This window comes from Oceanobacillus sp. FSL W7-1304, assembly GCF_037969805.1.
In the GTDB taxonomy this organism is placed as follows: Bacteria; Bacillota; Bacilli; order Bacillales; family Amphibacillaceae; genus Oceanobacillus; species Oceanobacillus profundus.
In genome coordinates this window covers 1,516,772-1,540,935 of sequence record NZ_CP150211.1, presented here as the reverse complement: position 1 = coordinate 1,540,935, position 24,164 = coordinate 1,516,772, and the positions used below count along the sequence as shown (strand labels likewise).

33 protein-coding genes are annotated in these 24,164 nt (G+C 37.4%); 27 read left to right on the top strand and 6 right to left on the bottom strand.

Annotation, left to right across the window (positions count from 1 at the left end):
- The first annotated feature begins 122 nt into the window (after positions 1-122).
- The 11 genes from NYE61_RS07690 (at position 123) to NYE61_RS07640 (ending at position 8,813) form a co-directional block, all read left to right on the top strand.
- Complete coding sequence (locus tag NYE61_RS07690) at positions 123-947, top strand: class I SAM-dependent methyltransferase (RefSeq protein WP_303451151.1); 825 nt, start codon at positions 123-125, stop codon at positions 945-947.
- Positions 948-1,263: 316 nt separating this feature from the next.
- Positions 1,264-1,824, top strand: a complete 561-nt coding sequence (locus NYE61_RS07685; RefSeq protein WP_095310008.1) for a biotin transporter BioY — start codon at positions 1,264-1,266, stop codon at positions 1,822-1,824.
- A gap of 7 nt (positions 1,825-1,831) precedes the next feature.
- The gene (locus tag NYE61_RS07680; RefSeq protein ID WP_303451182.1) at positions 1,832-3,277 is read left to right on the top strand and encodes an AMP-binding protein; all 1,446 of its coding nucleotides are present in this window, start codon (positions 1,832-1,834) and stop codon (positions 3,275-3,277) included.
- Complete coding sequence (locus NYE61_RS07675; RefSeq protein ID WP_303451148.1) at positions 3,274-4,368, top strand: acetyl-CoA C-acyltransferase; 1,095 nt, start codon at positions 3,274-3,276, stop codon at positions 4,366-4,368. Before NYE61_RS07680 ends, NYE61_RS07675 begins: the two co-directional genes overlap by 4 nt.
- A complete protein-coding gene (locus NYE61_RS07670) occupies positions 4,365-4,706 on the top strand; it encodes a hypothetical protein (RefSeq protein ID WP_303451146.1) in 342 nt (113 codons plus the stop codon). Before NYE61_RS07675 ends, NYE61_RS07670 begins: the two co-directional genes overlap by 4 nt.
- Positions 4,673-5,047 (top strand): MaoC family dehydratase, encoded by a 375-nt coding sequence (locus tag NYE61_RS07665; RefSeq protein ID WP_095310000.1) that lies wholly within the window; start codon positions 4,673-4,675, stop codon positions 5,045-5,047. Before NYE61_RS07670 ends, NYE61_RS07665 begins: the two co-directional genes overlap by 34 nt.
- A gap of 77 nt (positions 5,048-5,124) precedes the next feature.
- On the top strand, positions 5,125-5,865 hold the full coding sequence (locus tag NYE61_RS07660; RefSeq protein WP_303451142.1) for a pirin family protein: 741 nt from the start codon (positions 5,125-5,127) through the stop codon (positions 5,863-5,865).
- Between the two features lie 44 nt (positions 5,866-5,909).
- Positions 5,910-6,188 (top strand): hypothetical protein, encoded by a 279-nt coding sequence (locus NYE61_RS07655; protein WP_095309996.1) that lies wholly within the window; start codon positions 5,910-5,912, stop codon positions 6,186-6,188.
- 93 nt (positions 6,189-6,281) lie between these two features.
- On the top strand, positions 6,282-6,935 hold the full coding sequence (locus NYE61_RS07650; RefSeq protein ID WP_303451135.1) for a YitT family protein: 654 nt from the start codon (positions 6,282-6,284) through the stop codon (positions 6,933-6,935).
- A 57-nt stretch (positions 6,936-6,992) separates the two neighbouring features.
- The gene (locus tag NYE61_RS07645) at positions 6,993-7,955 is read left to right on the top strand and encodes a cation diffusion facilitator family transporter (RefSeq protein WP_303451132.1); all 963 of its coding nucleotides are present in this window, start codon (positions 6,993-6,995) and stop codon (positions 7,953-7,955) included.
- A 255-nt stretch (positions 7,956-8,210) separates the two neighbouring features.
- A complete protein-coding gene (locus tag NYE61_RS07640; RefSeq protein ID WP_095309992.1) occupies positions 8,211-8,813 on the top strand; it encodes a hypothetical protein in 603 nt (200 codons plus the stop codon).
- A 172-nt stretch (positions 8,814-8,985) separates the two neighbouring features.
- Here NYE61_RS07640 and NYE61_RS07635 read toward each other — a convergent pair whose 3' ends face one another.
- Positions 8,986-9,129, bottom strand: a complete 144-nt coding sequence (locus tag NYE61_RS07635) for a hypothetical protein (RefSeq protein WP_158586198.1) — start codon at positions 9,127-9,129, stop codon at positions 8,986-8,988.
- Positions 9,130-9,334: 205 nt separating this feature from the next.
- On the opposite strand from NYE61_RS07635, the gene NYE61_RS07630 reads away from it, so the two are divergent.
- Together NYE61_RS07630 and NYE61_RS07625 are read left to right on the top strand one after the other, a co-directional pair.
- A complete protein-coding gene (locus NYE61_RS07630) occupies positions 9,335-10,789 on the top strand; it encodes a SulP family inorganic anion transporter (protein WP_303451127.1) in 1,455 nt (484 codons plus the stop codon).
- A gap of 39 nt (positions 10,790-10,828) precedes the next feature.
- Complete coding sequence (locus NYE61_RS07625) at positions 10,829-11,245, top strand: universal stress protein (protein WP_095309988.1); 417 nt, start codon at positions 10,829-10,831, stop codon at positions 11,243-11,245.
- A 76-nt stretch (positions 11,246-11,321) separates the two neighbouring features.
- On the opposite strand, the gene NYE61_RS07620 is transcribed toward NYE61_RS07625, so the two are convergent.
- Positions 11,322-12,440 (bottom strand): FAD-dependent oxidoreductase, encoded by a 1,119-nt coding sequence (locus NYE61_RS07620; protein ID WP_303451125.1) that lies wholly within the window; start codon positions 12,438-12,440, stop codon positions 11,322-11,324.
- A gap of 1 nt (position 12,441) precedes the next feature.
- Positions 12,442-12,897 (bottom strand): DinB family protein, encoded by a 456-nt coding sequence (locus tag NYE61_RS07615; RefSeq protein WP_303451123.1) that lies wholly within the window; start codon positions 12,895-12,897, stop codon positions 12,442-12,444.
- Positions 12,898-13,169: 272 nt separating this feature from the next.
- Between NYE61_RS07615 and NYE61_RS07610 the strand changes: the two genes are divergently transcribed.
- Together NYE61_RS07610 and NYE61_RS07605 are read left to right on the top strand one after the other, a co-directional pair.
- Positions 13,170-13,730, top strand: a complete 561-nt coding sequence (locus NYE61_RS07610) for a hypothetical protein (protein ID WP_240033718.1) — start codon at positions 13,170-13,172, stop codon at positions 13,728-13,730.
- 173 nt (positions 13,731-13,903) lie between these two features.
- Positions 13,904-14,833 carry a manganese-dependent inorganic pyrophosphatase gene (locus tag NYE61_RS07605; RefSeq protein ID WP_095309982.1) on the top strand — a complete coding sequence of 310 codons (930 nt, stop codon included), beginning with the start codon at positions 13,904-13,906 and terminating at the stop codon, positions 14,831-14,833.
- A gap of 107 nt (positions 14,834-14,940) precedes the next feature.
- On the opposite strand, the gene NYE61_RS07600 is transcribed toward NYE61_RS07605, so the two are convergent.
- Positions 14,941-15,141 carry a cold-shock protein gene (locus tag NYE61_RS07600; protein ID WP_067724698.1) on the bottom strand — a complete coding sequence of 67 codons (201 nt, stop codon included), beginning with the start codon at positions 15,139-15,141 and terminating at the stop codon, positions 14,941-14,943.
- A 306-nt stretch (positions 15,142-15,447) separates the two neighbouring features.
- Here NYE61_RS07600 and NYE61_RS07595 point away from each other — a divergent pair, with 306 nt between their 5' ends.
- Positions 15,448-15,600, top strand: a complete 153-nt coding sequence (locus tag NYE61_RS07595; protein WP_095309980.1) for a small acid-soluble spore protein P — start codon at positions 15,448-15,450, stop codon at positions 15,598-15,600.
- A gap of 132 nt (positions 15,601-15,732) precedes the next feature.
- Positions 15,733-16,110 carry a large conductance mechanosensitive channel protein MscL gene (gene mscL, locus NYE61_RS07590; RefSeq protein WP_095309977.1) on the top strand — a complete coding sequence of 126 codons (378 nt, stop codon included), beginning with the start codon at positions 15,733-15,735 and terminating at the stop codon, positions 16,108-16,110.
- 10 nt (positions 16,111-16,120) lie between these two features.
- Here mscL and yidC read toward each other — a convergent pair whose 3' ends face one another.
- Both yidC and NYE61_RS07580 read right to left on the bottom strand, forming a co-directional pair.
- Complete coding sequence (gene yidC / locus NYE61_RS07585) at positions 16,121-16,936, bottom strand: membrane protein insertase YidC (RefSeq protein ID WP_118888625.1); 816 nt, start codon at positions 16,934-16,936, stop codon at positions 16,121-16,123.
- The gene (locus NYE61_RS07580; RefSeq protein ID WP_158586199.1) at positions 16,828-17,244 is read right to left on the bottom strand and encodes a hypothetical protein; all 417 of its coding nucleotides are present in this window, start codon (positions 17,242-17,244) and stop codon (positions 16,828-16,830) included. The genes yidC and NYE61_RS07580 overlap by 109 nt, the downstream gene beginning before the upstream one ends.
- Positions 17,245-17,823: 579 nt before the next feature.
- On the opposite strand from NYE61_RS07580, the gene NYE61_RS07575 reads away from it, so the two are divergent.
- The 10 genes from NYE61_RS07575 to NYE61_RS07530 all read left to right on the top strand — a co-directional run bounded on the left by NYE61_RS07575 (position 17,824) and on the right by NYE61_RS07530 (position 24,153).
- The gene (locus NYE61_RS07575; RefSeq protein WP_251660515.1) at positions 17,824-18,807 is read left to right on the top strand and encodes an ABC transporter ATP-binding protein; all 984 of its coding nucleotides are present in this window, start codon (positions 17,824-17,826) and stop codon (positions 18,805-18,807) included.
- Positions 18,785-19,558, top strand: coding sequence for an ABC transporter permease (locus tag NYE61_RS07570; RefSeq protein WP_095309968.1), 774 nt, complete (start codon positions 18,785-18,787; stop codon positions 19,556-19,558). Before NYE61_RS07575 ends, NYE61_RS07570 begins: the two co-directional genes overlap by 23 nt.
- Positions 19,559-19,676: 118 nt before the next feature.
- The gene (locus NYE61_RS07565) at positions 19,677-20,099 is read left to right on the top strand and encodes a spore coat protein (RefSeq protein WP_303448687.1); all 423 of its coding nucleotides are present in this window, start codon (positions 19,677-19,679) and stop codon (positions 20,097-20,099) included.
- A 118-nt stretch (positions 20,100-20,217) separates the two neighbouring features.
- Positions 20,218-20,772 (top strand): DUF1273 domain-containing protein, encoded by a 555-nt coding sequence (locus tag NYE61_RS07560; RefSeq protein ID WP_095309957.1) that lies wholly within the window; start codon positions 20,218-20,220, stop codon positions 20,770-20,772.
- A gap of 91 nt (positions 20,773-20,863) precedes the next feature.
- Positions 20,864-21,526: an SIMPL domain-containing protein gene (locus tag NYE61_RS07555; RefSeq protein ID WP_303448685.1), complete on the top strand. Its 663-nt coding sequence runs from the start codon at positions 20,864-20,866 to the stop codon at positions 21,524-21,526.
- 557 nt (positions 21,527-22,083) lie between these two features.
- On the top strand, positions 22,084-22,572 hold the full coding sequence (locus NYE61_RS07550; protein WP_095309954.1) for a GNAT family N-acetyltransferase: 489 nt from the start codon (positions 22,084-22,086) through the stop codon (positions 22,570-22,572).
- Between the two features lie 28 nt (positions 22,573-22,600).
- Complete coding sequence (locus tag NYE61_RS07545; protein WP_095309952.1) at positions 22,601-23,137, top strand: GNAT family N-acetyltransferase; 537 nt, start codon at positions 22,601-22,603, stop codon at positions 23,135-23,137.
- 229 nt (positions 23,138-23,366) lie between these two features.
- Positions 23,367-23,489 carry a hypothetical protein gene (locus tag NYE61_RS07540; protein ID WP_303448680.1) on the top strand — a complete coding sequence of 41 codons (123 nt, stop codon included), beginning with the start codon at positions 23,367-23,369 and terminating at the stop codon, positions 23,487-23,489.
- The gene (locus NYE61_RS07535; protein WP_303448678.1) at positions 23,486-23,665 is read left to right on the top strand and encodes a hypothetical protein; all 180 of its coding nucleotides are present in this window, start codon (positions 23,486-23,488) and stop codon (positions 23,663-23,665) included. The genes NYE61_RS07540 and NYE61_RS07535 overlap by 4 nt, the downstream gene beginning before the upstream one ends.
- Positions 23,665-24,153 carry an 8-oxo-dGTP diphosphatase gene (locus tag NYE61_RS07530; RefSeq protein ID WP_303448675.1) on the top strand — a complete coding sequence of 163 codons (489 nt, stop codon included), beginning with the start codon at positions 23,665-23,667 and terminating at the stop codon, positions 24,151-24,153. The genes NYE61_RS07535 and NYE61_RS07530 overlap by 1 nt, the downstream gene beginning before the upstream one ends.
- Positions 24,154-24,164 lie beyond the last annotated feature (11 nt).

Below are 24,164 nucleotides of genomic sequence, written 5' to 3'. Positions count from 1 at the left end.
ACTAAATGGCAGGTTTGTTTTAACAAGGGAATTACTGTTTAGTGAATGACTATAATATTTGTCTAAAGTGCTTGAAATTATCTAGAAACAGAATAAGTCATTAAGTAATCTGGAGGTGGACAATGACATTTGTTAAGTTAAACAGTAAAACAACAACGTTTTTATCTAAATATAAGCTCTTTGAAACAGATAAAATACAACAAGTCCAACTGCAACACCGTTTGGATTTAATGGAAGCATTTGAAGTTAAAAAGGGAATGAGTGTACTAGAAATTGGCTTTGGACAGGGTGATACATCCGTAGCATTAGCAGATACAGTAGGAGATTATGGGAAAGTTATCGGCATTGATATTGCTAGTCGGGACTATGGAGCTCCGTTGACATTAGGACAAGCAACAGACGTAATCAAGAGTTCTGTATTGGGAGAGCGTATTACATTCCATTTTGAAGTGGATCTTGAATCATTTGAATCAAGTGAAATATTTGATGTGGCAGTGTTGTCTCATAGTTCCTGGTATTTTAAAAGACCTGAAGATTTACTCCGTTATTTTAAGAAATTGCGTAGAATGACGAAATGTATATGCTTAGCAGAGTGGGATCTTGACTTTACTCACATATCGCAGCGTGCCCATTTTTGTGCTGCTTCCATTCTAGCCTTGTACGCGAATTTTGTGGGGAATGATGGAAATATACAAAACGTGTTTCATAAAGAACAAATTCGGGAGTTGCTTGAAAAGGCAGGTTTTCAAATCGTTAAACAAGGTATGGTCGATGCCTCGTATTTACAGGACGCACAGTGGGAAAAGAGTTATGCCAATAGCATTCGTAAAGAGTTCGCCAATGTCCCCTCGATGATTCAAACATTGGTTACCAGCTATTATGAACTGATGAATGTGTCAAATGAAAATGAGAAGTCATTAAACAGTTTCATTCTATATGCAAAGTAATTGGATGATTAAGAAATATTGCAACTAAAGACCAAATGAGCCTTATTTTCTTATTGTATTAATTGGTGCAAGAGTTGAAGATAAGATCAAACTGCAGCTATTGTGCTAAGGCGACAGGTTACTTGAAGAAATAGTTAAAAAAACAAACGTTGAAGATAGTGTAATTCAATATTTAACAAAGGAAAAGAATATATTAAAAGTTCACCATCGTAACGCTTATCCATAATGCATCAAAATTAGCAAGTGGTCGTATCAATTTACTAAAAATGATATTTATACTACACTATTGTTAACTTATAATCAGGGGTGGTTGACAATGGATGTAAGAAAACTTGTATATGTATCATTATTTGCAACAGTCATTGGGGTATTAGGGTTATTTCCTCCGATTCCATTGGGGTTTTCACCAGTTCCGATAACGCTGCAAACATTAGGTGTTATGCTTGCTGGAAGTGTGTTAGGTGCTCGTTTTGGACCCAAGTATGCTTCGTATAGTTTAATTTTATTTTTATTATTAGTTGCTACAGGACTGCCATTATTGTCAGGTGGCAGAGGCGGTCTGGGCGTGTTTGTTACACCCTCAGGTGGTTTTCTCATTGGCTGGGTTGCTGGTGCATTTATCATTGGCTACATATCCTATAAAATGAAAGAAACTTCCTTATTTAAATTAATGGTAGCTAATCTTGTTGGCGGTATGTTGGTTATCTATTTGTTTGGGATACCGTTTCAGGCTTTTGTGATGGAAATCTCGATTGGGCAAGCAGCTCTCTTAAATTTGATCTATCTACCAGGTGATTTCACAAAAGTCATGATTGCTTCGTTACTAGCTATTAAATTACAGAAGCGTGTTCCGCTTTTAAAGGAGGTCAAAGCTTAAGTTGAAAGTGACAAGTACATATAAAAAACATAACGAATTATACCCTAATAAGCCTGCAATTATTACAGAACAAAAACATCTGACCTATGGGGAATGGTATGAATCCGTACAACGAACAGCAGCCGCTTTTTCGATGGAAGCGGGCACAACAAAAAGGGTTGCACTTTTTTTGCCAAATGATGACGTGTTTTTACAAGTATTTGCAGGTGCATGTGAGGCTGGCTGGGCTAGTATTATTGGTGATATGAGATGGAAAAAGAGAGAAATAGAAGCACGATTGAAACAAACGTCACCCGATTTCATTATAGCTGATAAAAAAATGAGAAAAATTCTGGCTGATTTCCCTATCAAGGTTGTGTTTTCCGATGATTTGGCTCAATGGGTAAATAGTAAAAGTCTTCAAAAGGCAGATTTAGAAGAAAATATCCCATTTTATATTGGATTTACTTCCGGCTCAACTGGAATGCCAAAAGCTTTTGTACGTTCGCATGCTTCGTGGATTGAGACATTTACATGCAATCGAGAAGATTTGGGGATGAATGGAAGTGAACACGTACTGATCCCTGGGTCATTTGTAAATTCAACGTTTCTTTATGGGGCAATAAGTACGCTCTTTGATGGTGGTACAGTTTATTTGCTGAAGAAATTTAATGCTCAACATCTGATGAGGACCATTGATATATATCCTATATCGACAGTTTATGTTGTTCCGACAATGACACAGGCAATGATAAATGAAGGATATCAAAGTGACAGAAAGGTGACCATTATTTCAACAGGGGCCAAGCTGTTGCCAAGTGTGAAGAAGGCGTTTCGAAAACAATTTCCCAGTGTGCTCATTCATGAATTTTATGGTGCGTCAGAGCTTAGTTTTGTTTCCCTTATAAAAGACGATGCGAATGAAAAATATGATACATCTGTTGGCAAAGCTTTTCATAACGTAGAGATTTGCATCATGAAGGAAGATGGTAAAAAAGCGGAAGTGGGAGAAGAAGGAATATTATATGTGAAAAGCAATATGTTTTTTGATGGATACATTGATAATCCAGGCGAAACGAAAAAGGTTCTTCAAGGAGATTGGGCGACAGTGTATGATGTTGCCAAAATGGATGAAGATGGGTATATATACATTCTTGGTCGGAAAAATGACATGATTTTATATGGAGCGTACAACATTTATCCACAGGAAATAGAAAAGATGCTTAAAAGCCATCTTGGTGTAAAAGAGGCTGCAGTCATTGGAATCAGTGATGTGTATTGGGGAGAGAAGGTGGCTGCTTTTATCCAGGGCGATGTTTCGATCCAATCCTTAAAAAACTATTGTCTTAAAAACTTAGCGGCATACAAGATACCTAGAATTTGGAGGAAAATCGACTCTTTTCCGGAAACAGCTGGTGGCAAAGTTTCCCGTCAAGAATTGAAAAAGCGGTTCGAACAAGGTTTTTATGTATGAGAAATGCAGTGATTGTAAATGCGAAACGAACGGTAATTGGAAAGAAAAATGGTGTTTTGAAACACTATTCTCCAGAACAGTTAGCATCTTTTGTTATCCATGATCTTACAAAAGAACTTAACGAATCAGTTGATGATATCATTTTAGGAAATACGGTTGGTCCAGGTGGAAACCTTGGGCGACTTTCAGCATTGGAAAGTGGTCTGCCATACATGGTTCCAGGATTATCAGTTGATCGGCAATGTGGTTCCGGGCTAGAAGCAATCCGTCTTGCCTGTCATCTCATTCAGGGAGGCGCAGGCGATATCTATATTGCTGGTGGTGTGGAAAGTGTGAGCACGTCCCCCTTTAAAAGTCGAGCTCGTTTTTCGCCAGCGTATATCGGTGACCCTGATATGGGGATTGCAGCCGAGAATATTGCTGAAAAATACGGGATTACAAGAGAAATGCAGGATGAATTCGCGAATTTAAGCTATCAGCGATCACTTGATTCCCATGAAAAAGGATACTTTTCTGATGAGATGGTCCGGATTGCAGATATTTCGTTTAGAGATGAAGGATTAAAACCAGATTTGAATTATGAGCGGATGTTAAAGCGCGTGTCCCCCTGTTTTAAGAAGAATGGAACGGTAACAGCGGGTAATTCTTGTGGCGTTAATGATGGGGCGGCAGCTGTTCTAATTATGTCAGAAGATAAAGCAAAGGAGCTAAATCTGCAACCAATCCTTCGCTTTGTAGATAGCAGTGTAATCGGAGTCGATCCGAACTACCCTGCGTCAGGTCCGATTCCAGCCGTTTCGAAGCTCCTATTTAAAAATAAATTATCCATAGAAGACATTGATCTCATTGAACTAAATGAAGCATTTGCGGTGAAGGTTGCATTATTTGCTCAAGCGCTTTCGTTTTCGTATGACCGTATAAATCCAGAAGGCGGTGCGATTGCGTTAGGACATCCATACGGTGCATCAGGAGCGATTCTTGTGACAAGATTGTTTTATGAGGCACAAAGACTTGAGCCCAATTACTGCATTTCAACTATTGGAATTGGCGGTGGCCTTGGTATAGCGGTGCTCTGGGAGAGAATAAAATGAAATCAAAAAGGGTTTGTGTGACGATTACTGAAACAATGGTGGAAAGGTATGAAGCGATTTTTGGCAAACAAAAACAATTGCCACCGACTTTTCCGATGTTATTTTATAAGTATATCGAAGTACCATGGAAATACGAAGCAGAACCTATTCATCGAAAGCAAAAATGTGTTTGTCATTCTCAACTTATGATTGGCGAAAGTTACGAATGTGAAGTTTTGCTTGATCGAAAAGTGAGAAGAGGAATGAATACATTTTATACACAAACCCTTGTAGGTTTCGACTTAGAAGGAAAGGAGAGCTTTCGATGTGTATCCGAACTAATTGTAAGGTCTTCTTAACAGAAGAAAAAGTAAAACAATATACGCTATTATCAGGTGATCAAAATCAAATTCATCATGATGAAAAGATTGCAAAGCAATACAAGTATAGGCAGCCGATTGCCCATGGAATGCTAATCATGGGTATTGGTGCTGCGCTTTGTTCTAGTCTTTTGGAAAGCAATGTGATAATTTCCGATTATGAGATGAATTTTCTGCAGCCAGTATATGTGAATGATGAACTGCAACTGATTGTAGAAGAGAAAAACGATTTACAATGGCTTGAAGTCAAGGGAACAGTCCAAGATGTACAGGTGGCACGAGGGAGAGTGCAATTTCAGAAGGCAGATAAGAATACATAATTGTTTCAGGTAGCTCTAAAATCGTTATAGTTTGCTATAATAATAGCAGAATGTATAAATGAAAAGGAGGGCTTTGGATGCTGCAAAAGTTATTCGCAGACAAACATAAACAGCCCTACAAAGGCTATTTCACAATAACTCGTGTGCATCCAGGCGATATTGTTGATCAAAAGTTTCATGATACTGCATTTGGTCCTTTAAGCGTTATTGATCATGCTGTTATGAAAAAAGGGTTAACGATAAAAATGCATGAGCATATGAACGATGAGATACTAAGTTATGTTTATAAGGGGACATCAAATCACAAAGACTCATCAGGGTTAGACGCTCCAATATTTCCTGGGAAACTTATGATGATGAATGCTGGTTCTAGCTTTTGGCATGAAGAGAAAGTAAAAAATGAAGACGTAGAGATGCTGCAAATTTTCGTGCGGCCGAGAGAAGCAGACCTGGAACCTAGAATTCAATTTCATGAGAAAGAGGTAGCTAATCGAAATTGGTATGTGATGGTAGGGCCAGAGGATAGTCAGACACCGTTGTATGTTAGAAATAATGTATATATTCTTGACGCACACCCAAAAAAGGGAGATGTCTTGGATATTCCTGTTTACCCAGAGCTCGTGCCTTTTTTATATGTACTAGATGGAGAAGTTGCAATCGATGATGTTCAGTTAAATCCGAAGGAAGCGGTAACAGACTTGGATAACCCACTTCCAGCCATTACAGCAATAGAAGACACGACTGTTGTTTTATTCTTTGTCGATATGGATGCAGCGATGACTATGTCTGGGACGATTAGTGGGAATGCAAGTAATTGATGAAGAAACTATATTCCATAAGAATTAATGAAAGGATAGGAAATATGTTACAAAAAATGAAATCGTATAGTCAGCTTTTCATCGCAAAGAAATCGTTGAATACACTGTTAAAAACGAATCGTTACGAATCTGAAGCGCTCATGAGAAATTATCATACCATATTGGTGGAAAATAATCAGCTCCATGAGGATTTAACAAAAGGATCCGTCGAAGGCAAGAATAAGCTTTCCATACAGTTGATCGATTCTTTTATTAAGCTTCGTGACCATCGTCATGATGAAGATTTCTATACACAGGTAGCAAAGGAATGGGTAAAAAAGTAAAAAAAGATGAAGTAGCGCGGCTTTATATTTCGAGGAACAGACTCTACATTTGAAAAAAGGAGTATGGATATAAAGCATTTTTTATGGTCACAGATGGGGGAGGTTAAAATTAATTATCCACTTCGTTTAGCGTTTTATTTCATAGGCGTTATTGTGTTCAGTGCAGGTATTACATTAACAATTAATATGCAGCACTTGGGGATTCATCCGTGGGATGTGCTAAGCGTCGCCTTTTTTGAAAAGGTGGGGCTATCGATTGGATCATGGAATATCATCATTTCTGCTGTATTAATCATAATAACCTGGATCATAGGTAAAAATTATATTAAGCTTGGTACGTTTTTGAATGCAATTTTAGTTGGTTTGTTTGTCGATCTGTATCGTTGGATGGATATTTTGCCAAACGCGACACATACATGGATTGATATTCTGTTCATCATTCTTGGTATTGTCATTATGGGATTTGGTGGTGGAATGTACAATGCGGCAGGCTTGGGGGCAGGACCAAGAGATGGCTTTATGCTTTCGATAGCAGAAAATCTGGGAGCGCCGATTGGCAGGGTACGAATAATTACAGAGTGCAGTGTACTTGTTATTGGACTTTTAATTGGTGGACCAGTCTTTATTTTTACATTTATCTTTACGTTTATTCAAAGTCCAATCTTTCAATTTACATATTTAAGGCTTGGTAAGGTTGTGCTTCGACGGGATTATAAGCATCCGGAAAGAGCATCTAATTCAAAATAAAATCTCCTAATATAACAGGGCAACTATGGGTATAGCTATTTATATAGGAGGTATGTGATGGGTATTATTGAAAGATTGAAACAGGGAAATACATCATCAGGTATTGCTGCACTTGGAAATACGTTTCTTGCTGCTATCAAAGGTGTAGCTGCTGCGTTCAGTGGCAGTGGTACGATGTTTGCATCCGCAATGCATTCCTTAGCAGATGCGGTTAATCAAGGCTTTGTTTATTTTGGAAGTGTTCTTGCTGAATTGCCACCCTCGAAGCGTTTTCCAGCAGGATTTGGCCGTGTTATTAATATCTTTTGCATGATTGCCGTAGTTGTCGTTACGATAATGGCGTATGAAACAATTAAAGAAGGCTGGCATTTATTACAGCATCCAGCAGAATCAACGCACTTTTGGCTTAATCTAATTATTCTATTGGTTGCGTTATTGGTTGACGGGTTTATCTTGTATAAAGCAATGAAGGAAATCAGGATGGTGACTGGAGGCGACAAAGCTGTCGCTATCATTCCTTATGCATTTAAAAATGTAAATAAGGCTTCACCTGCAACAAGGCTTGTGTTTTATGAAGATTTGGTTGCTACGGCAGGTGCAGTATTAGCGATTATTGGGATTGTATTGGCGCAATTTTTCAGTATACTTGCCGCAGATGGAATAGCGTCTATGATTATTGGGATTCTAATGTTATATGTTGCCTTTCGGGTTGGCTATGATAACATGGTTGGTTTAATCGGTGTATCTGCTCCAGCGGAGATTCAGGATAAAATATATAACATCGTATTAAAAGATGAAGATGTCGTTGATATTAAACGGATACGAATGATACAAGAAGGCAGGCTTTATCATGTGGAAGGCACGGTTGAACTGAAAAAAGGACTAAGTTTAGATGAGGCGGATGATATTAAATATCGCTTAAGAGACGTTTTATTAAGGGAGCCAGAAGTTGCCGATGTTTTGTTAGGGATTGTCGAAACAGATGATATAAAGAATTGGAATCCAGAAGAAAAAAAATAGACATGTCCTGCATGTTTATTTTTTTTGCAATATAGAAAGCAAAGGCACACTCCTAAAGGAATTAGATGCCAAGATACTGGAAATTTTATATAAAAGTTAAAAATTAATAACTTTTATTTATTGGAAATTTAATTTTAACAAAGGAAAGAATTCGATTTGGTAGGGATAAGCAAACTGATAATGATATTTACTATTCTGGAAATATATTTTAGCTATGCTAGAATGAAGGAAATAATTAAAGAGGGGGAGAGGTATGTGAATGTGGTTTATGATAGAGATAAGCTTACAGAAGAACTATATGGTATTCTAGACGATCTGTTATTCTTTGCTAAAGAACATTATCGAGTGCGCCTTTATAAGAAAATCGAATGGATGATCCTGCAACTTGGTATTCGTGAAGATTTTCAGGGTGGATTATTTAAATCATTTATCTGGATTGTTATTTTTTGCGATCGTGATGCAGATGGTTTAACAATATATCAGCATTATTTAAACAAAAGAAGGAATTGCTTGGAAGGTATCAATATAAAGCTGCGTAATGTTCTATTTAGCTGGCTTGAGCTGCGACCTGGTTTTTATCGTGTAACGGAAGCAGGCAACAGGAGTGGTAGTATCTTTATTTTTCAAGATGTGATTCACCAAAGGATAAGTGTTGTGTATTGTAATCACTATCCATCTCTGAAGAACGGGGATCTTATCAGTGGTTTGTTAATGCCATTTGGAGAAGACTTTTATTGTACGATCAGCAGTTTAATTGAGGTAAATACAGATACTCCAATACTATTGGATAAGGATTCTAAGCAAGCTGATATGAAATCGTTAAAAGAGTATATCAGGATAATGAAGCTCGCCTTATAACAGCTTTGGGGAATAATGAATTAACATTTGAAAAGTGTTGGATAATCGAGTGTTATTCAACGAAAGAATCGCAGTATTACCACAGGCATAATGATACTGGTTTTAATTAGAGTGTGCGAGTGGAAGAAGATAAAATCGAAAAACCAAAGAAATAAACACTTCTCTGGCTATCTCAAATGAAAAGCTCTGTGCTTTCTTCTAATGATTTTCTATCAACATCATAATCCTCAATGATATTCTCCATAAACCACCAGGTTAGAAGCATAGCAATTACAGTAACAAGCACAATGATAAGTATAACAACTTTACCCTTCATGGAAGACACCTCTTTCGTCTACAGATAGGTTATCAAATTCGTCATTACCTGTAAATATAAAATTCCGAACACGAAGAAATCACCCGTGTATACGCTAAATTATGACTTTGATAAGAAGCTTGTATTATGGTATGATAAGCTTTTGGAAAATGATAATCTAGGTAGTTTATAAGCAATAATATATAAAATAGAAAGAGGTAAAAAATTGAAAATTGAGCAATTAAAGCAAGAATGGTTTGGAAATGTGAAGGGTGATATTTTGTCTGGAATTGTTGTTGCACTTGCACTTATTCCAGAAGCAATCGCATTTTCGATTATTGCTGGTGTAGATCCAATGGTAGGTTTATACGCATCTTTTTGCATTGCGATTGTCATTGCCTTTGTTGGGGGAAGACCAGGCATGATATCAGCTGCAACAGGTGCGATGGCATTATTAATGGTAAACCTCGTAGCAGAGCATGGGCTGCAATATCTATTAGCAGCAACTATTTTAACAGGAATTATTCAAGTTGTTTTTGGGGTATGTAAATTAGCAAAAGCAATGAAATTTGTACCGCACTCCGTCATGATTGGTTTTGTTAATGCATTAGCTATCTTAATATTTGCAGCTCAGCTTGAGCACTTTGTCGGGGAAACATGGATTATGTATGCACTTGTTGGCTTAACGTTAGCAATCATTTATCTTTTTCCACGTTTTACAAAAGCAATACCTTCTACATTGGTGGCAATTGTAGTTGTGACTGCAATTGTGATATTCGGCAATGTTGATATTCGAACGGTTGGTGATATGGGGGCATTGACACAGCAATTGCCAGTCTTTCTGATTCCGTCTATTCCATTAACATTGGAAACATTAATGATTATTTTCCCATATTCTCTTGCATTGGCAATTGTTGGTTTATTAGAATCGCTTCTAACAGCGAATATTGTGGATGATATGACAGATACGGAAAGTGATAAGAATAGGGAAAGCCGCGGTCAAGGAATCGCAAATATCGTAACCGGATTTTTTGGCGGTATGGCTGGATGCGCGATGATTGGACAATCTGGTATCAATGTTAAATCAGGTGGAAGAGGTCGGTTATCGACATTTGTTGCTGGTGCATTTTTAATGTTTCTTATAGTCGTTTTGGGTGACCTTGTTGTTCAAATACCGATGGCAGCTTTGGCTGGGGTAATGGTGATGGTTTCCATTAGTACGTTTGATTGGTCTTCGGTACGCAATATTTTCAAAGTGCCAAGAACCGATGCGTTCGTAATGGTAGCAACGGTTATAATTGTTGTTGTAACGAATAATCTAGCCTTAGGAGTATTTGCAGGTGTAATATTAAGTGCAATCTTCTTTGCAGCGAAAATTTCGAAAGTAACGGTGACAGATAGTCTTGATGAGGCAGGAAATAAACGAATCTATCATGTAGTCGGACAATTGTTCTTTGCTTCTGTTAGTGACCTTCCAAAGCGGTTTAACTATGAAGATACAGTGGAAAGTGTTGAAATAGATTTGCTGAATGCGCACTTATGGGATGATTCAGCAATAGCTGCATTGGATAAAATCGAATCAAAGTTTAAGGATGCTAACATTCGAGTTATGTATACTGGGCTAAACAAGGAAAGTATGCAGTTGAAAAACAAAATACATGGTATCTCTTCCGAATATTAAGCTGATTGTGCTATGATGGAAAAAATGGGGGTGGTGCGTTTGTTTAAACGAATTTTGCTAGCGGTTGATGGATCAGATCATTCCGTTCGCGCGGTAAAATATGCGATCGAACTGGCTGAAAAGTTTGATGGTGTCATTGAAACCGTTTATGTTGTAGACGAAAATACAGCTAAGAAAGATGTATTGTATGCTGCAAATAAGCTTGAAATTGAAGCGAAGCGGAAGGAAAAAATAAAACCGATTCGGAATTTATTGGAACAATCGAATGTTGTTTTTGGTACACACGTACTCCATGGAGAACCTGGCCCATGTATTGTTCAGTTTGCAGAAGAAAGAGAAGTTGATTGTGTGGTAATCGGAAGCCGCGGATTAAATCAAGTACAATCCTTTCTTTTGGGGAGCGTCAGCCACAAGGTTGCTAAACGAACAGCATGCCCGGTCTTGATTGTTAAATAATTATATTGAAAAACTGCCCTATCATGAGGGCAGTTTTTTGTTTATTATTAGAAATAGGAAGGATTAAATACCCAACCTATTTAACAGCACCAGCTACTGGATAGTTGTCTAAATTAATTTCAGGCGGCTTCCCTAATGCCAGGCTTGCTAATTGGTTACCAATATAGGGTCCCATTGTTAACCCGGTAGAGCCTAGTCCATTGGCAAGCAGTAGCCTTTTAAAATTAGGCAGTTCCCCAATTACAGGTAGAAAACCAGGGGTAACTGGTCTAAAACCAACTCTTGTTTCTAATATGGTACTACTCTGTAAGCCAGGAGCTGCATCAATTGCTTTATTTAAAATTTCCTGTATGCCACCAGCAGTATTTCGATAATCAAATCCAGTGTCATCTTCGTATGTTGTACCAACCACAATTCGTCCACCATCAAATGCTAGCAAGTATTGGTTATTCGGAGGCATGACAACAGGCCATGTGGATGTATCCATATCAGGAACTGCTAAATGCATGATTTGCGCACGTTGTGGGGTAACTTGAAAAGTCACTCCAAGTGGTTCGATTAGTTCATTCATCCATGCACCTGTTGCTGCAATTACGCAATCTCCATCAATGTTTGTACCATTTACAGAAACTCCAGTAATTTCAAAGCCATTTCTAACAAGGCTCGCATTTCCAGTTATAAATTCAGCACCATTCTTTTTTGCAGCTCGAAGCAGCGCATCCCGTAGTTTGCGCCCATCGACTCTAGCTGCACCACTCACATGCACGGAACTATACGCTTCTGAAATTAAAGGGAACATTGATGTAGTCTGTTTCGAATCAAGTAAGGTAATTTCACCAATTTCAGGGGCGGTCTCCCGGCGTTTAAGTGCTCGATCACGCATTGCAAGAAGCTTTTTTTCATCCGTATGGAGACTAATCGCACCGATTTGAGCATAACCAACGTCCTCTTCACCATCTTTTTGCAATTCATTGATTAACTTATGGTACATCCGCGCCCCGTTTTTCGCTAGATTATACCATGCTTTATTTCGGCGCTGGGAAAGCCAGGGGCAAACGATTCCCGCGGCGGCATCTGTTGCTTGTCCTTGATCATTTCGATCAATAACAATAACATTGACGCCTTTTTTGGCGAGATGGTAGGCAGTGCTTGCCCCTAGTATTCCAGAGCCAATTATAATGCATTTCTTGACCATGTTACCCAGCTTTCACAACTTGGTGCATTGCTTTGATTTTTCCAATATGCTCTGCTTCATGATAAGCAAGCATGATTAACAAATCTCCATGTGTTTCGATGCTGCCAAACGGTACCTTAAACTTAACGTTGGATTTCCAAAATAAATCATCAAATTCATTTACACGATTTTGCTGATCTTCGAGTGCTTCAATTAATACATCAAGTGATGGTGCTTCTGAAGTCCAATCACTCGGCTTGGTACCCGAACTAAAAAGCTCTGCAAAAACCTTTGGAATATTTGTTGACTTTGCAGGATATCTAAATAAAAATTTCTCAGTTACAACAAGTGCATGTCCAATGTGCCAGCGAATCGTATTACTAAAGTATTCCGATTGGCGATCAATGGTAGATTCGTCTAGCTCTTTTATAAATGTCAGTAAAGAAGTTCTTGTTAAATTGAATTGTTTTCGTGACATATTTATCCCTCCAATAGTATTGATTATAATAGAAACAGCACTACTTTAACAATTATATGGATTTTTATAAAGGAAATTGTAAACTTTTCAAGAATAATAAAAGAAGGGAGATGTTTTGATACAGATTTTTCGTGAATTCGTTTCCAATGACTTTCTTAAAATGGAGATATGTTACACGGATGAAAAATAAACAGGAAGCATAAGGAACGAAAGAAGCACTTGGATGGAGTGGAAAAACTGTATTTTATTAATTGCAACAAGGGGTGGCTTTTTTGAAAAAGAGAAAACTGAAAATGGGTTGGTTTGGTTGGACGATGACTTGGGTCGTCGTAATTATAGTAATTGCATCTAGTCTCTTCTTTTTTAATGTATTCCATCTAGATATAAAGTCCCTATTCCAGGATGAGGATTTGGTTGGCTCAACTAATCAGAAGGATATTTCACAAGAGTCAATGGAAGAAATTGATCGGGTACGTGCTACCGTTGGGAGTGAAAATACGGAGATAAGCCGTTTTATTGCCACGATGCACGAGTTTTATAATAACACAACTGGATATGGTGGGATTAATAATCTGGATTGGGATGAGCAAAGGGGACAAGCAGAAACTGTCATCGATAAGATCGAACAGCTAAAAACAGAAGTTACAGATGAATCACTACTTGCGGATTTAAATCATATTGTTGATATAGCAAACCGTATATCGGATGAGCAAGATAGTGACATTGTTCGTGATTTGCATCGTTATTTTCATGATTTAGATATTGCACTGAATAATTACACAACCTTTGACCGAATCTGGAATGTAACGGAAACATTAAAAGACATAGAATAAGTCAAAAAATAATACATAGCGACAAAAAATATGGTACTCTAGTATTGGAAAACTTGATTGTTACCAAGAGTCTAGGTGGCAAACCTCAGTTGCACCTGTTTATGCAGTAAGAAAATATTGGACTTTCTTAACTGCCAAGAGAAAATTCACATTAAAGGAGTTATAAAAAAAGTATGACTAAACCATTCATTTTTGGACATCAGAATCCAGATACAGATACAATTTGCTCGGCTTTAGCTTTTGCGGATTTAAAAAATAAAATTGGCGAAGAAGCAGTTCCGGTAAGACTTGGAGCCGTTAATAATGAAACGCAATTTGCATTAGATTATTTTGGTGTCAAAGCACCTGAACAGATTGAAAAAGTAGAAGACGGTGCGAAGGTTATCTTAGTGGACCATAACGAATTCCAGCAAAGTGTGGAAAACATTGAAAATGCGCATATTCTAGAAGTTGTCGATCACCATCGTGTCTCTAATTTTGAAACGAGAGAAGCATTATATTTTCGTGCAGAGCCAGTAGGCTGTACAGCTACGATTTTAAATAAGATGTATAAAGAAAAAGGTATTACTGTTACAAAGGAAATTGCTGGTTTGCTTTTATCAGCGATCATCTCTGATTCTTTATTGCTAAAATCTCCAACCTGTACGGATGAAGATGTGCAAGCAGCACATGAGCTTGCAGAAATCGCAGAAGTGAACATTGAAACCTATGGTCTGAAAATGCTTCAAGCTGGAGCTGATCTAAGTGATAAGTCTGCACGTGACTTAATTACGATGGACGCTAAAGAATTTTCTATGGGTGAGGCAAAAGTCGAGATTGCTCAAGTAAATGCGGTTGACACGAGTGATATTTATAAAAGCCAGGACCAAATTGAAGCGGAAATAGAGAAGGTTGTAGAAGCGAAGGGATTGGATCTATTTCTATTTGTTGCAACGGATATTTTAAATAATGACTCCGAAGTACTTGCAATCGGTAGCGGGAAAGATAAAGTAGCATCTGGATTTGATGTAACATTTGCAGGAAACAATAGAGCAATGTTAAAAGGCGTCGTATCACGCAAGAAGCAAATTGTTACAACGTTAACAGACGAGTTTTTAAAATAAGTAATGGAAAAGGATCTCTGGTCCTATCTTAGGTTAGAGATCCTTTCTATTTAGTCGCATATAAAATAAAAAAGCTTTCCCAAATGGGAAAGCTTTTTTATCAATACTTACGCTTTGTTAACGTTAGTAGCTTGTGGTCCACGGTTACCTTCTTCGATATCGAAAGTTACTGTTTGACCTTCTTCTAAAGTTTTGAATCCTTCGCCTTGAATTGCTGAGAAATGTACGAATACATCGTCTCCACCTTCAACTTCGATGAAACCGAAGCCTTTATCTGCGTTAAACCATTTTACTGAACCTGTGTTCATTAAAAAAACCTCCATGTGCATTTTGCACGTTTATTACTATTTTTGTTCAAGATACAACTCAAGACGAAATCACTAAAGAGATACTACTGTCTATCCTGTATTTCTCACGAACAACAATAATTATTTATATTATAGCATAGATTTCTTAAAAATATCCACTTTTTTTCAAAAAAGTTTTGAGGAGATTTATATTGTTACTTAAAGTACTGATATAGCAGTATTTTGCGTTGGTTTGCCAATTAAAAAATATGCATAATATCACACTTAAAATAGAAACTAAGAGAAAGGGGAAAGGAGTGATACATCATGGCAGGAAAACCAAAGGGACCAAAGCAGCAAGAGAAAGTGAACTTACCTAAAAGTCCAGTTCAGCCATATGGTGAGCCATTAAGTGGTTCTAAAAAGGATAAAAATGCAAATCATTCTAGACAAAATCATAATCCACACCATGGTTTATAATTGTTTTTCTTCTATTAAAAGAGCATAATCAGTTACGATTATTGCTCTTTTCCATTCTATCCCCTAAAATTATAATTGTGCTGCGAATTGATATTTAGTGGTAGGTATACTTTTTAAAAGGAGAATTTATTAATGTGGAAAGATTTTAAAAAATTTGCTTTTCAAGGGAATATCTTTGACCTAGCTGTTGCAGTTGTAATTGGTTCAGCTTTTGGTGCAATTGTAACATCCTTTGTTGAGAATATTATTACGCCTCTCGTAGGAATTTTAGCAGGGGGTATTGATTTTACCGGATTAAGTATAACTGTTGGAAATGCGGAAGTATTATATGGCAATTTTATTCAATCCTTTGTTGATTTTTTGATTATTGCATTTGCAATCTTTATGGCAATCCGCGTCCTGTCTAAATTTAAAAAGAAAGAAGAAAAAGTTGTTGAAGAAGTAATCGATAAGCAAGAACAGCTGCTTACTGAGATTAGAGATCTATTAAAAGAACAAAACGTAAAATAAAACCTGCAGATTATGCTTCTGCAGGTTTTTCGCTGTTTTTATAAGAGTTGTACATTTTCTTAGCAATCAGTTGTTGCACAATCATGAATAGTCCACCAACTGCCCAGTATAGCGGCAATGCTGCTGGGGCATTTAACGAAATTACGCCGATCATGATTGGTGAGAGGAGCCCCATGATGGTCATCTGCTTTTTTGTTTTTGGGTCCATACCGAGTAGAGACACTTTGAACTGGAAATAGTAGATGACCACAGCCAGTATGGTTAGGATGATATCCGACTGCCCAAGATTAAACCAAAGAAAAGAGTGGGCTGCAATTTCAGGTGTTCGAAGAATCGCATAGTAAAATCCAATTAATATCGGAAACTGTATGATCATCGGTAAACATCCACCAAGTGAAGCTAATGGATTTACTTGGTGTTTTCCATAAAGCTGCATTAATTCCGCCTGCATTTTCTTCTGCTCGTCTAAATCCTGCTTGTTGCGGTACTTCACTTGTATCGCATCCATTTCAGGTTTTAATACATTCATTTTCTCTTTCATTGCAGTATTATTTTTAATTTGTTTTAGCATGATAGGCATCAATGCAAATCGAATAAATAGAGTCAATAGGATAATGGATAACCCGTAATTGTCATTGAAAAAACCGGCTAAACCCTTGATTAGTACAGAAAACGTATAGACGAAATAATGATCAAACCAACCAGTGGAATTAGCGCTTATTGGCTCGGTTGTGCCTTGGCATCCAGCAAGTAATACAATTGATAAAAGCCCAAGTATGATGAAGCTATATTTTTTAATTTTGATGAATACAGAAGTTGTTTCCATTTTAGCCCTCCTAGATTTTTATAACGATAAAAAACTAGAGAAGAGCTGTCTTCTTCATTATCATCCGGTACCTCAATACGTTTCGTTCTATTGGTAATCCAATTACGTATATCCAGAGCTGTTGCGGTTAAGTCAGGTAAGGAAAGCAATTGAAATTGCAATGCATGTGATCTTCGAAGATACACATCTGTTTGATAAGTATTTGGTTGATTGTAAATTCGCAATGGAATGATGGAGAGCAATAAACCGATATAGAAATAGATTGGCGAGAACTCGTTAAATAATTCGGATAAGAGCTCGATAAGCATCTGTATTCACCCCCGTTCTAAAAAGTACTATTAATAAATACGATTCAAAAGTGAGTTAGGTTTCGTTTTTCTTAAATAATGTCATTTAGTTCTGATAAAGTAACATCTTGCAGATTTTGTACGATAGTGAGGTTGATTGATATTCAACTCCATGTCATTCGGTCACTCATCAAGGTGATGAGTGACCCAAAAAAGAGAAAGCCAAGAGAATCGGTTACTCATCAAGGTGATGAGTGCCCCAAAAAAGAGAAAGCCAAGAGAATCGGTTACTCATCAAGGTGATGAGTGCCCCAAAAAAGAGAAAGCCAAGAGAATCGGTTACTCATCAAGGTGATGAGTGCCCCAAAAAAGAGAAAGCCAAGAGAATCGGTTACTCATCAAGGTGATGAGTGCCCCAAAAAAGAGAAAGCCAAGTAAATCGGTCACTCATCAAATGAAGCAATTGCAATTAAACGAATCACTGCACTGCGTAATATGTGAATATCAGTCTTTAGACGTAGATGATTTACAACTTCGGGTAGTGGATGCAGGGCCAATTCCTAATTAGAATGAAAATAGATTGAAGAAAGGATGAAATAAATGGAATCGATTATCGAAGTTCAGAATCTTAGGAAAACGTACAGAAAAAGAAGATCAAAAGAATATGTACACGCGGTCAGTGATATCTCTTTTAAAGTAAATCGAGGTGAAATTCTAGGGTTGCTAGGTCCAAATGGAGCGGGAAAAACGACGACAATTAAAATGATCTGCGGATTGCTGATACCTGATTCAGGTATGATTCGGATTAATGGAATTGATAATAAGGAGAAACGGCTGAAAGCATTACGGCATATCAGTGCAGTGCTTGAAGGGAATCGCAATCTATACTGGCGTTTGACTGTCAGGGAGAATTTGGAGTACTTTGCAGGAAATCGGGGAATGTCGCGGAAGGACGTCATTGATCAAGTTGAGGATCTGTTACTAAAATTCAATTTAAAGGGGAAGGAAAATGAACTTGTTAATCGACTTTCTAGAGGAATGCAGCAAAAGCTGGCAATAGCAGTGGCAATGCTGGCCGAAAGTGATGTTATTTTACTGGATGAGCCGACTCTTGGATTGGATGTTGAAACAGGCTATGAGGTACGAGAAATTTTAAAGGCGATTGTTCGGGATTACAATCGAACCATTATTATTAGCTCGCATGATATGGATGTTATTCAGGATATTTGTGAGCGCACAGTGATTATTAATCAAGGGAAAATTGTAACAGATGATCGAGTAGAAAACCTATTGAAATTATTTGAGATTCGCGCCTACACCATTACACTTGGTGACATTTTGAACAGTCAGCAACAACAATTACTTCTACAAAAATTTCCACAACATGACTATCAACAAGATACTTATCAATCCATTTTAAATATCGAATTAGCAAAAAGTGAAGGAATTTATGATTTATTCGATGTGCTCAAATTGAATAATACACCTGTAGAGGCAATTGATCGAAAAACCATTAATTTTGAACAAATCTTTATGAAAATTGTAAAGGGGGAAAAGCAGGATGCGTTGGCTCAATCTTCTTAAAGCAAATACAAAAAAGGAATATATTGAATTAAAGCGCTATTTACCAAATACAATTGCGATGCTGCTTACCTTTTACATTATTTTTGTCGGAATGTTTGCTGGAATTCAGCTAATTGGCGATCCAAGTACACAGGATAGCAACATCCAATATGCGATTGTAAATTATATTTTCTGGTTTTTATCCTTTATGGTTATCAATAGTATTGGCTATGAAATTATTAATGAGGCGATGAAAGGGACGCTGGAGCAGCTCTCGATGTCACCGATGGGAATGTGGCGTATTATGACGGTACGGCTAATTTCTACGACGTTCATAAATTTAGTTATTGTGATTGTGCTATTATATTTGTCGATGGCAACTGCGGGACAATGGCTGAATATCGATGTGATAACGATAGCTCCAATTTTATTGCTTACCGTGATTAGTATGTTTGGTGTAGGATTCATTATCGCAGGAATATCCATTATTCTAAAGCAGGTTCAAGCATTCTTACAAATCCTGCAATTTATTTTAATGGCACTAACCTTTATTCCCTTATCCGTGTCACCAGTTCTCGCTTTCTTACCTTTTGTGCAAGGGATTGACATGGTTCGTGAAGTGATGATCCATGGGGCTGCATTTAACCAGCTTCAAGTCGGAGATTTTATGATATTAGGATTTAATGCACTTTTTTATTTTGCAATAGGCATTGGGGTATTCTTATATTGTGAACGAGTTGCGATGAAGAAAGGATTAATGGCACATTATTAGTAGTAACAGAAAAGGCGTTTTCTTAGAAAAATTTCAAGAAATAGGTACATGTCTCATACAATCCGCGATTAACTAACATAGGTTAGAAGTGAACCAATAATAGAAAGGGGATTATTCAATGAGACATCGTCATGGACGTCATTGTGGTTGTAATTCTTGTAAAACAATTGTACATCCGACAAAGTATAATTGTGTTGATACTTTCTCACAAAGTACAGTTAACCATGTGCATCCTTCTCATACAACTGTTACAAACCATCATTTAGTTAAAAATAATCATTTCTTCCCGCACTCAACATCTTTTCAAAATACAACAAATAGTGTTGATGCATACGGTGGATCTTTCCAAGTTCCGGGCGGTCCGGGACAAGTAGCAGGATCTATGTCACCAGGATATGGTCAAGGAGGCCAAGTTGCGGGAGCTATGTCACCGGGATATGGCCAAGGAGGCTATGGTCAAGGAGGCCAAGTAGCAGGATCTATGTCACCAGGATATGGGCATGGAAACCATAACTGTAAAAAGCCACAAAAATGGTGCTAACGAAAGAAAAGGGCTGGCAAATTATATGTTGCCAGCTTTTCCTTTTGACAAATTGGAAGGAAAGTAACTATCCTATTAATAAGTGTAAAGAAGGTATTTAAATGAGGTGTTCGTACATATGAAGATTTTAACCGTATCTGGATACAAACCAATGGAATTAAATATTTTTAAAGAAGATGATCCACGTATTACTTTTATAAAAGCAGCAATTGAAAAAAGGCTAATCGGCTTTATTGAAGAAGGCCTGGAATGGGTATTAATTTCTGGACAAATGGGTGTTGAATTATGGACAGCAGATTTAGTGCTCGAATTGAAGGAGATGTATGATATTAATATTGGTGTCTTTCCTCCATTTGAAAATCAGGATAACCGTTGGCCCGATTCTATAAAAGAAAAATACCAAGAATTAATGATGATTGCAGATTTTTATAAACCAATTTATCAAGGAGATTATAAAGGACCTTATCAATTCAAGGCCAAAAATATGTGGTTTGTGGACAAGAGTGATGGCTGTCTCCTTTTAATGGATGAAGAATATCCAGGAAGCAATCGATTCTTTTATGAAGCAGCAAAAAACGCAAATAAGGATTATCCTATTTTTACGATTACACCAGCAGATTTAGATGATGCTGTAGAGGAGATTCGAATGTCTGATCCTAACTACTGGGAGTAAGCATTGATAGTCAAATTAATTAAATTTAATCTTTTCCCTTTCCTTTGCATATTATCTATGGAAGCTAAAGATAATGAGGGGCGGGATAAGGATGTATTATTCGTATGGACCTCCATACAGACAGCCTGTTTCCAGGCAACAAGATCGTATGCTTATAGTGACTGGAAATGGTAGAGTTTCGGTTGAACCCGATATAGCGAGTATTCAGCTTGCTGTTATTACAGAGGATGAATCGTTAAGTAAGGCTCAACAGGACAATGCGCAAACAATGAATCAAGTTATTCAGTCGTTAGTAGATTTAGGTATACCAAGGGAAAATATCCGTACAACTTCATATCAAATATTCCCTAGGTATGATTTTGTAGATGGTGAGCAGTTATTACGCGGCTATGAGGTTACAAATCAGATTACGGTTCGTATTAGTCCGATTTCTGAGGTTGGAACAGTTATTGATACTGCAGTACAAAACGGTGTAAATCGGGTATCATCCATTCAATTTTCAGTTACGAATGTAGAAAACTATTACCAGCAAGCACTTATCCAAGCACTGGAGAATGCACAAGCAAAAGCTAGTACGATCGCGGAAAGCTTGCAAGTAGACCTTGATCTTACACCAATCAAAATAACGGAAGAAGTCTCAGAAACGCCTGCTACATTCAAAACAATGGCAGTTTCAGCAGAAAGCTTTTCTACACCAATTGAACCTGGTGAGGTTGGTATTAGGGCTGTTGTGGAAGCTCGATTTCATTACTAAGTAAAACAAGGGACTGAACGAACGTCCCTTGTTTAGCTGCTTTCACAGGTAGTTTATAATATCTTTATGAAATTGATTTCTATCCATAGTACAGATCTGCATCAAGATATAATAGTCATAAAGCTGAACAATTTCTGAATCTTCCAGGTTGTATGTAGTGGCTTTTTCCTTTGGAGTGACTTCATCCCGGGTATAAGCTATTATCTCTTTTAATGAGTTCTGATTACTTTATTTACATTAATAGAGAAAATAGCATATAGTAATGCATTTACAGATGATTCTAATAAACATTCCCAATAATAGGTATTTTGAGATACATAGACGATATGAACTTCCTTTCTCTGCAGAGGTAATAGGTAACGGAAAAGCATTTGGAAAAAGGGAATAAAAAATAAAGAAAAATCGTTAATAGATTAAAGCATTGCAAACAGCTGCAATGCTTTTTGTATGTAAAAAATTGTGATTGCCTACTCCTTTTTAAATTAATTGATGATATAATGTTAGAAACTATTCGAATTAAGCAACAATTAAAAAGAGTGTTCAAAAGGATGAGTTTTATGGATTATTTGATTCGCAAAATGAAAAAGCGAGATATGAAGCAGGTGCAAGACGTTGCGAAAACAAGCTGGAGTGCCACTTACGAAGGGATTATTCCTATGGATATTCAAGAGCGCTTCCTAAAAACTGTTTACAGTAAGCAAAATTTAAAATGGCGTCTAAAAAACACTACCTTTTTTGTTGCTGAGATAAATCACCGAATAGTAGGGTTTGCTAATTTTTTTCAAGTTCCTGAAAGTGGGCGAGTAGAATTAGGAGCGATTTATATATATCCGGAGTATCAAGGGGCAGGAATTGGTACTGCGTTTTTAAGAGCCGGTATTGACCAATTTGGTTTGAGGGAACTTCATTTGAATGTGGAGAAAAATAACCAAATTGGAATGAATTTCTATCATGCTAAAGGATTCGAAGTGGTAGCTGAGTATGATGATAACTTAGAGGGGCACATGTTGAATACGGTTCGAATGGTATTGCGTCTAGGGAAATAACCTATCTAATTAAAGGGAGAGAGAAACAATGATGATAAGAAAAGCAACGATTGTTGATGCAGAAGATATTGCTAAAGTACATGTAGACAGCTGGAAGACAGCTTATAAGGGGATCTTACCTGACGAATTTTTAAATCGTTTATCCTATGAACAACGAACAATGCTTTGGGAGCGTAATACATTGGAACAGAATGTATACGTTGCGGAAAATGCTGAGGGCAAAGTTGTTGGTTTTTCTATCGGTGAAAAGGAAAGAACAGAAATGTATGACGGGTATGAAGGGGAACTTAATGCGATTTATATTTTAAAAGCATATCAGCGGCAAGGTATCGGAAAGCTGCTTATTCAACCTGTCGTGGAAGAATTGCTGCAAAAAGGAATAACTACAATGATTGTTAAGGTGATTGAAGAAAATCCATCAAGGGTTTTTTATGAATCATTAGGGGCGCATATTGTCGATCGTTTAGAAATCAAAATAGCTGGTGCGTTCATGCATGAAATTGTTTATGGATGGTCGGATTTGAAACAGTTGCAGAAGGTTGCTGAACGGGCGTATGAAAAGTGAATGGTTAACCTCTGTGGAATAATAGACGATAGAAGTTGTGCAAGCAGAAGTGAGATGTGATAATGATTGGTTTGGATGGAAACAGATGAATATTGAATCATGGATCGCAATTTAGGTGTTGCAGGTGCGGTTGCACTGATTTGGTAAACAGAAAAAGAAGAAAAAAAAGCGCTGCTCCTCTCTCTAAAACAGGAAGAGAGGAGCTGGTTGAGTAATCGGAGGGAAATAAATGATTTTACATACGGAAAAGTCAAGGGAAGGGGAAACGATTATTTTCCTGCATACAGCGCTACAGACAGGTGGAACGGAGCTTGCGGAACAAGCTGCTTATTTTCGTGGAAATATCAGGTGATTTTACCGGATTTATGTGGTCATGGTAAATCCGATTCGGAAGCGTATGTGGATTATTTTAACGAATCTGCAAAGGTTTTGTTGGAGACGATGGATTATTTAGAAATCGACACTGCTCATGTTGCAGGCTGTTCACTAGGGGCACTCGTTGGTTTCAAAATGAAGGGAAATGAATAATGTTTAAATATACCATTTGTTTCATTAGACGGGGTGATGAACTATTAATGCTAAATCGAGAAAAGTCTATTTGGATGGGCAGGTGGAATGGTGTAGGAGGGAAAGTCGAACCTGGGGAAACGCCAACTGATTGTATTTTACGTGAAGTGAGAGAGGAAACTGGAATCCTCTTATCAGTGGTTCAGTATAAAGGAACGGTTACATGGGGAGACAAGAGCCATTATTCAGGCGGCATGCACGCATTTATTGCAAAGGTGCCTAAAAATTATACTTATCAAACGCCATTCAAAACTGAAGAAGGAATATTAGACTGGAAAAAAATCGATTGGATTCTGCATCCCGAAAATACTGGCATAGCTAATCTGCACTATTATTTGTCGCAGATGCTAGAAGAAGAAAATACATATGAATATCGGTTTGCTTATGAAGGGGAAGACGTGATAGCATATAACGTTTTTCCGCTTGAAGAATATGTGCCAATAAGCTAGAAACATGGGGG